The organism is Nocardia sp. JMUB6875, from assembly GCF_041154655.1.
In the GTDB taxonomy this organism is placed as follows: Bacteria; Actinomycetota; Actinomycetes; order Mycobacteriales; family Mycobacteriaceae; genus Nocardia.
The window spans coordinates 1-6,538 of record NZ_BAAFGR010000282.1; the positions used below are offsets into that span (position 1 = coordinate 1).

General features: G+C 66.4%; 6 protein-coding genes. 5 read left to right on the top strand and 1 reads right to left on the bottom strand.

Annotated features, from left to right (window positions below; all coding sequences use genetic code 11):
- From ACAM49_RS37900 to ACAM49_RS37920, 5 genes are all read left to right on the top strand, one after another.
- Positions 1-933, top strand: a 933-nt coding sequence (locus ACAM49_RS37900; protein WP_369640351.1) for a hypothetical protein, incomplete at its 5' end; no start/stop codon positions are given.
- 236 nt (positions 934-1,169) lie between these two features.
- Positions 1,170-1,256 carry a K(+)-transporting ATPase subunit F gene (kdpF, locus tag ACAM49_RS37905; protein ID WP_157514163.1) on the top strand — a complete coding sequence of 29 codons (87 nt, stop codon included), beginning with the start codon at positions 1,170-1,172 and terminating at the stop codon, positions 1,254-1,256.
- Positions 1,257-2,933, top strand: a complete 1,677-nt coding sequence (kdpA, locus tag ACAM49_RS37910; protein WP_369640352.1) for a potassium-transporting ATPase subunit KdpA — start codon at positions 1,257-1,259, stop codon at positions 2,931-2,933.
- Positions 2,930-5,074, top strand: a complete 2,145-nt coding sequence (gene kdpB, locus ACAM49_RS37915; protein WP_369640353.1) for a potassium-transporting ATPase subunit KdpB — start codon at positions 2,930-2,932, stop codon at positions 5,072-5,074. Before kdpA ends, kdpB begins: the two co-directional genes overlap by 4 nt.
- Entirely contained in the window at positions 5,074-6,003 is a 930-nt protein-coding gene (locus ACAM49_RS37920; RefSeq protein WP_369640354.1) for a potassium-transporting ATPase subunit C, read from the top strand. The genes kdpB and ACAM49_RS37920 overlap by 1 nt, the downstream gene beginning before the upstream one ends.
- Positions 6,004-6,006: 3 nt before the next feature.
- On the opposite strand, the gene ACAM49_RS37925 is transcribed toward ACAM49_RS37920, so the two are convergent.
- Positions 6,007-6,336: a hypothetical protein gene (locus ACAM49_RS37925; protein WP_369640355.1), complete on the bottom strand. Its 330-nt coding sequence runs from the start codon at positions 6,334-6,336 to the stop codon at positions 6,007-6,009.
- Positions 6,337-6,538 lie beyond the last annotated feature (202 nt).

Consider the following 6,538-nt stretch of genomic DNA (forward strand, 5'->3'; position numbering starts at 1 on the left):
CCGGTCCTCCAATCCCTCCTGGTCCCCAACCCGGGCCACCGCCCACCCGCCGACCAGATCGACCGCATGCTCGCCCAGGCCGCCGCAACCGGCGACACTGCCCCGGAACACCCTGTCTACCAGCAGTATTCGGGTCAGCAGACGGTCACCTCGCCGCAAGACTTCGTCCCACCCCAGCCGTTCCCGACCGCACCGCATTCCCAGGGTTTCGCGACGGTCCAACAGCCGCAGGGATTCACCCCGCCTCCGGCATATCTCCCCGTCGACAAGCCTCCCGCTGCGCGGCAACGGAATTCCCGCCCCTGGATCCTTGCCGGTGCCGCGGCCCTCGTCGCCGTGGCCGTAGTCGCCGCGATCGCCCTGTGGCCTTCGTCCTCCTCGAGCGGCCAGGGTCAGTCGGGCCTGCCGACCGATCAGCCCACCGGCATCACCCTGCCCAGCGGCGTCATCCCGCCCACGGTCTTCGCCCCCACGACGGCCAAGGCCGCCGCCGTCGACCTGCTGACCCCCGACGGCATGCGCAAGGCCATCGCGGCCCTCGAAAAGGTCACCGGTGGAAAGCAATTCACCGAAACCACCATCTACCCCACCTATGTGATCACCGGCGCCCCCGTCGCGAACGAGCCCAAGCACTACGACAAGTTCACCTACCGCGACGGCACCGCCAAGCGCGACGGCGTCGGCGGTCAGCTCACCGACCCCACCCTCGACCTCAGCTCGATCAACGGGGACATTCTCCCCACCCTCCTGGCCACCGCGACCCAGCAGCTCAAGGTTCCCAACCCGACCAGCCGCTACATCATCGTCGACACCGCCGGCACTTTCAGCGATGGCCAGCCCGTCCTCCGCGTCTACCTCTCCACCGACTACGGCGACGGCGGATACGTTTCCGCCGCCCTCGACGGCACCATCCTCCGGACCTACGGCCGCTGACCTCTGCGACACACGACAGGACCGTTGTAAGCGGACCGTCAATGCCAGCCTCTGGGACGCTAAGAAGGCGTAAATGACCTCGAAGTTCGGCTTATCGGGCGCTTGACTCACTGCGGCGCGTCTCGGGACGTGCCTCGTAGAGAGAGGTTTCGAGAGATGTCCGTCGTGGTGTTCACCGTGCTGACAGTGGCGATCTTCGCGCTGTTCGGCTTGATCCAGCGCGGGGTGGAACGGCTGTGACCCAGAACATTATCGGTCTGGTCCTGGCCATTGGCATCGCCGTGTATCTGGTGGCGGCGCTGCTGTATCCGGAGAGGTTCTAGGTGAACACAACCACAGCGGGGATCCTCTTCGTGGTATCCCTGGTCATCGCGCTGGCCGCGGTGCATGTGCCGCTGGGCGACTACATGTACCGGGTCTACAACGGCGAGAAGCACTCCAAGGCCGAGAAGGGCATCTACAAGCTGATCGGCGTGCAGCCGGGCGTGGAGATGACCTGGGCTGTCTACGCGCGCAGCGTGCTGGCCTTCTCGGCGATCAGCGTCCTGTTCCTGTTCTTCCTGCAGCTGATCCAGGGCAGACTGCCGCTGCACCTGAATGATCCGGGCACGAAGATGACCGCGGATCTGGCGTGGAACACCGCCATCAGCTTCGTCACCAATACGAACTGGCAGAACTACGCCGGTGAGTCGACGATGGGTCACGTCGTGCAGGCCGTCGGCCTGGGCGTGCAGAACTTCGTCTCGGCGGCCGTCGGCATCGCCGTCGCGGTCGCGCTGGTGCGCGGCTTCGCCCGCAGGCACACCGGCGAACTGGGCAACTTCTGGGTGGATCTGGTGAGGGGAACCATCCGGCTGCTGCTGCCGCTCGCCTTCGTGTTCGCGATCGTGCTGGTCGCGGGTGGTGTGATCCAGAATCTGCACGTCTATGACCAGGTCGCCACGACCGTGGGCAATACCGGTTCGCAAATTCTGCCGGGCGGACCGGTGGCGTCCCAGGAGGTCATCAAGGAGCTGGGCACCAACGGTGGCGGCTTCTACAACGTGAACTCCTCGCACCCGTTCGAGAATCCGACCGCGTGGACCAACTGGATCGAGATCTTCCTGCTGCTGGTGATCAGCTTCTCGCTGCCGCGCACCTTCGGGCGCATGGTCGGCTCCAAGAAGCAGGGCTACGCCATCGCTGCGGTGATGAGCGTGCTGGCGCTGATCAGCGTCACGCTGATGAACCTCTTCCAGCTGCAGCACCACGGCACCGTCCCGACCGCCATCGGCGCGTCCATGGAGGGCGTGGAAACCCGCTTCGGCGTGGCGAATTCGGCGACCTTCGCCACCGCGACCACGCTCACCTCGACCGGTGCGGTGGACTCGGCGCACGACTCCTACACCAGCCTCGGCGGCATGATGACCATGTTCAACATGCAGCTCGGTGAGGTCGCGCCCGGCGGTACCGGTTCGGGTCTGTACGGCATGTTGATCCTCGCGGTCATCACCGTATTCATCGCGGGCCTGATGGTCGGTCGCACCCCGGAGTACCTGGGCAAGAAGATCACCCCGAAGGAGATCAAGCTCGCCGCCACGTACTTCCTGATCTCGCCGCTGATCGTGCTGGTCGGCACGGCCATCGCCATGGCGCTGCCGGGCGAGCGCGCGAACATGGCCAATACGGGTCCGCACGGATTGTCGGAAGTGTTGTACGCCTTCACTTCCGCGGCCAACAACAACGGTTCGGCCTTCGCCGGTCTGAGCGGCAACACCGTCTGGTGGAACACCGCGCTCGGCCTGGCCATGGTGTTCGGCCGCTTCCTCCCCATGATCTTCGTGCTGGCGCTGGCCGGCTCGCTGGCGGCGCAGGGGCACACCCCCGCCTCCGAGGGCACGCTGCCGACGCACCGGCCGCAGTTCGTCGGCTTGGTCACGGGCGTGACGCTGATTCTGGTGGCGCTCACCTTCCTGCCCATGCTGGCGCTCGGCCCGCTCGCTGAAGGAATCCACTCATGACCACTCCCACCCTCGATGCCGCGCACGACGCGAAACCCAAGGCCCGCAAGGGCGTTTCGGGCGGGCTGTTCGATCCCAAGCAGCTGGTGAAGTCGCTGCCGGACGCGTTGAAGAAGCTGGATCCGCGCACCCTGTGGCGCAATCCGGTCATGCTGATCGTCGAGATCGGCGCGGTCTGGACCACCATCCTGGCCATTGCCGAGCCGAGCTTCTTCGCCTGGGCGATCGTCGTATGGCTGTGGCTCACCGTGATTTTCGCCAACCTGGCCGAGGCGGTGGCCGAGGGGCGCGGCAAGGCGCAGGCCGATACGCTGCGAAAGGCCAAGACCGACACCGTCGCTCGTCGTCTGGTGAACTGGTCCCCGGGCGCGCGGATCGTCGAGGAGCAGGTCGCGGCGCCCGAGCTGCAGCGCGGCGACTTCGTGGTCGTCGAGGCGGGCCAGGTCATCCCCGGTGACGGTGATGTCGTGGAAGGCATTGCGTCGGTGGACGAATCGGCCATCACCGGTGAGTCCGCCCCCGTCATTCGCGAATCCGGCGGCGACCGTTCGGCCGTGACCGGCGGCACCACGGTGCTGTCCGACCGCATCGTCGTCAAGATCACCCAGGAGCCGGGCGGCTCGTTCATCGACAAGATGATCGCGCTCGTCGAGGGCGCCTCGCGGCAGAAGACGCCGAACGAGATCGCGCTGAACATCCTGCTGGCCTCGCTCACCATCATCTTCGTGTTCGCGGTGGCGACCCTGCAGCCGGTGGCCATCTTTTCCAAGGCCAACAACCCAGGCGTGCTGGACAATCTGGCGCTCGACGGCAACGGCGTCACCGGCATCGTGCTGGTCTCGCTGCTGGTCTGCCTGATCCCGACCACCATCGGCGCACTGCTGTCGGCCATCGGCATCGCCGGTATGGACCGGCTGGTGCAGCGCAATGTGCTGGCCATGTCCGGGCGTGCCGTCGAGGCCGCGGGTGACGTGAACACGCTGCTGCTGGACAAGACCGGCACCATCACCCTGGGCAACCGCCAGGCCGCGGACTTCGTGCCGATGCCGGGGGTCACCCCCGACGAATTGGCCGATGCCGCACAGCTTTCCAGCCTCGCGGACGAGACGCCCGAGGGCCGCTCCATCGTGGTGTACGCCAAGCAGGCCTACAACAAGCGCGAGCGCACCCCCGGCGAGCTGACCGGCGCGACCTGGGTGGAATTCACCGCCCAGACCCGCATGTCGGGCGTGGACCTGTCCGACGGGCACCAGCTGCGCAAGGGCGCGGCCAGCGCCGTCACCGAATGGGTGCGCGCCAATGGCGGCGAGGTTCCGAACGCGGTCGGTGAGACCGTGGACGGCATCTCCGCCTCCGGTGGCACGCCGCTCGTGGTCGCGGAGATCAAGCAGGGCACCGCCACGCTGCTCGGCGTCATCCATCTCAAGGATGTGGTGAAGCAGGGCATGCGGGAGCGCTTCGACGAGATGCGCCGCATGGGCATCCGCACCGTCATGATCACCGGCGACAATCCGTTGACCGCCAAGGCGATTGCCGACGAGGCGGGCGTGGACGACTTCCTCGCGGAGGCGACTCCCGAGGACAAGCTCGCGCTGATCAAGAAGGAGCAGGCCGGCGGCCGCATGGTCGCCATGACCGGTGACGGCACCAATGACGCGCCCGCGCTCGCGCAGGCCGATGTGGGTGTCGCCATGAACACCGGGACGTCCGCCGCCAAGGAGGCGGGCAATATGGTCGACCTGGATTCCGACCCGACCAAGCTGATCGAGATCGTCGAGATCGGCAAGCAGTTGCTGATCACGCGTGGCGCTTTGACCACGTTCTCGATCGCCAATGACATCGCCAAGTACTTCGCGATCATTCCCGCGTTGTTCGTGTCGATCTTCCCGGGCCTGGATCTGCTGAACATCATGCGGCTGCATTCGCCGCAGTCGGCGATCCTGTCGGCGGTCATCTTCAACGCCCTGGTCATCGTGGCGCTGATCCCGCTGTCGCTGCGCGGCGTGAACTACCGGCCGTCCAGCGCGTCGAAACTGTTGAGCCGCAACCTGTATATCTACGGCCTCGGCGGCATTGTCGCGCCGTTCATCGGGATCAAGCTCATCGACCTTCTCATCCAATTCCTCCCTGGGATGTCCTAATGCGTATGTCAGCCTGGATTCGCCAGCACATCGCGGCGCTGCGAGCGCTGCTGGTGCTCACGGCGATCACCGGAATCATCTATCCCGCAGCGGTTCTCGGGGTCTCGCAGTTGCCGGGGCTCAAGGACAAGGCGGACGGGTCGCTCATCAAGCAGGACGGCAAGGTCGTCGGGTCCAGCCTGATCGGTCAGGCGTTCGTGGACGACAAGGGCGATGCGCTGGTGCAGTACTTCCAGACGCGCCCGTCCAACTCCGCGCCCGCCGACGGCAGCGTGCCCGGCGGCTACGACCCGACCAGTACCTCGTTCGGCAATATGGGGCCGGAATCCATTGTGGACACGCTGGATCCGAGCGATCCGAGCAAGGACAAGCCGAGCCTGCTCAGCACGGTCTGCAAGCGCAGCAGCGACGTCGGGCAGCGCGAGGGCGTGGACGGCGGCCGCCCGTTCTGCACCCCCGGGGGCGTGGGCGCGGTGCTGTCGGTCATGGGCGACCGTGACTCGCACGGCATGGTCACCCATCCGTCCCGGGTGGTCAGCGTGAACGAGGTGTGCTCGGCCGACCCGCAACACCCGACCAAGCCGTTCCAGCAGGCCTACGAGGGCGTCACGGTGGAGTGCGCGACGCGCGGTGAGGATTACTCCGCCGGGCAGATCGTTCCGATTCGCGGCGACGCGTCCTCGGACACCCCAGTGCCCGCCGATGCCGTGACCGCCTCGGCGTCCGGTCTGGACCCGCAGATCTCCCCGGAGTACGCGGCCATCCAGGTGGCGCGGGTCGCCAAGGCGCGCAACGTCTCCGCCGACCAGATCAAGGCCGTCGTCGACGCCCACACCAGCGGCCGAACCCTCGGCTTCATGGGTGAGCGCACGGTCAACGTGGTCGAGCTGAACTACGACCTGGACAGCAAGTACCCGTTCAAGGGCTGATCCTCACGGCGTGCAGGCCGTAGGGTTGGGCAGTTCCCGGCAGGGCGTGTTGCCGTACGAGCGCAACACGTCCTTGCCGGTGACGCTCCAGAACGGGTAGGTGTGGTCGAGCACCTGCTCGCGGGCGGCCTTGCGGCCCTCGATGGTCACGGTCTGCACCCCGGAAGCCTTGGCGGTGTCGGAGTATTCGCTGTATCCGATCGAACCGGGCAGGTCCGCGATGGTTTTCAGCATGTCATTGGTGACCGGAACCTCGCAGAAGGCGGGCCGGGCGGCTTGGTGGCGGCGATGGTCCGGCAGCTCGTGGAGGTCGGCGCCGGGGTTCACGATCATGGTGAACAGCGACAGGGCCAGGGTGTTGTCTTCCAGCCTTGTCGGTCCAGGGTAGGTGCGTCAGTAATCGGTAAAGAAGACAGGGTGTGGCGAACAGGTGCCGTCGAGAAGGGGAATCGGGGGAGCGGGGATTACTCGGCGCGGATCCAGTGCAGGGCGTTGACGAGGATGTGGTTGCCTACCGGGGTGGGTGGGGTTCGGA

What these genes read in the sequence shown, in the direction of transcription:
- kdpB (WP_369640353.1), top strand. Translation starts at nt 2,930, where the DNA reads ATGACCACTCCCACCCTCGATGCCGCGCACGACGCGAAACCCAAGGCC.
- ACAM49_RS37920 (WP_369640354.1), top strand. Translation starts at nt 5,074, where the DNA reads ATGCGTATGTCAGCCTGGATTCGCCAGCACATCGCGGCGCTGCGAGCG.
- ACAM49_RS37925 (WP_369640355.1), bottom strand. Translation starts at nt 6,336, where the DNA reads ATGATCGTGAACCCCGGCGCCGACCTCCACGAGCTGCCGGACCATCGC.